This is a genomic window from Streptomyces gilvus (assembly GCF_022513565.1).
Lineage (GTDB): Bacteria > Actinomycetota > Actinomycetes > Streptomycetales > Streptomycetaceae > Streptomyces > Streptomyces gilvus.
This window is the reverse complement of the sequence record NZ_JAKWBE010000091.1, coordinates 1-404: the sequence shown is the minus strand read 5'-3', so window position 1 is coordinate 404 and position 404 is coordinate 1. Positions and strand designations below refer to the sequence as shown.

General features: G+C 71.3%; 1 protein-coding gene. It reads right to left on the bottom strand.

Features of this window, described 5'->3' with window-relative positions:
- A partial coding sequence (locus tag MKW14_RS40755; RefSeq protein WP_441349319.1) for an L-arabinose isomerase family protein occupies nucleotides 1-404 on the bottom strand: 404 nt, incomplete at both ends.

Below are 404 nucleotides of genomic sequence, written 5' to 3'. Positions count from 1 at the left end.
CGGTCTTCCAGTCGCCCTCGCCGCCGAAGCCGTAGCCGTCGGCCATCAGCCGCTGCACGGCCAGCCCGGGCAGCTGCCGCAGGCCGCCGAGGTCTTCGAAGTTGGTGGTGAAGGCCGTGAAGCCCCCGTCGGTGAGGAACGTGCGCAGGCCCAGTTCCTGGCGGGCGGCGTAGAGGAGGGCGTCGTGGCGGATGCCGCCGGGGCGCAGGGCGGGTACGACGTCGTAGGACTCGCAGTATTCGGCGGCCAGTTCGGCGGCCGCCTTGGCCTCCACGGCATCCACGACCGCCACCAGGTCGTTGACGCCGTAGGTGTTGACGGAGTAGCCGAAGCGGAGCTGGGCCTCGACCTTGTCGCCCTCGGTGACCGCGACCTCGCGCATGTTGTCCCCGAAGCGCGCCAGC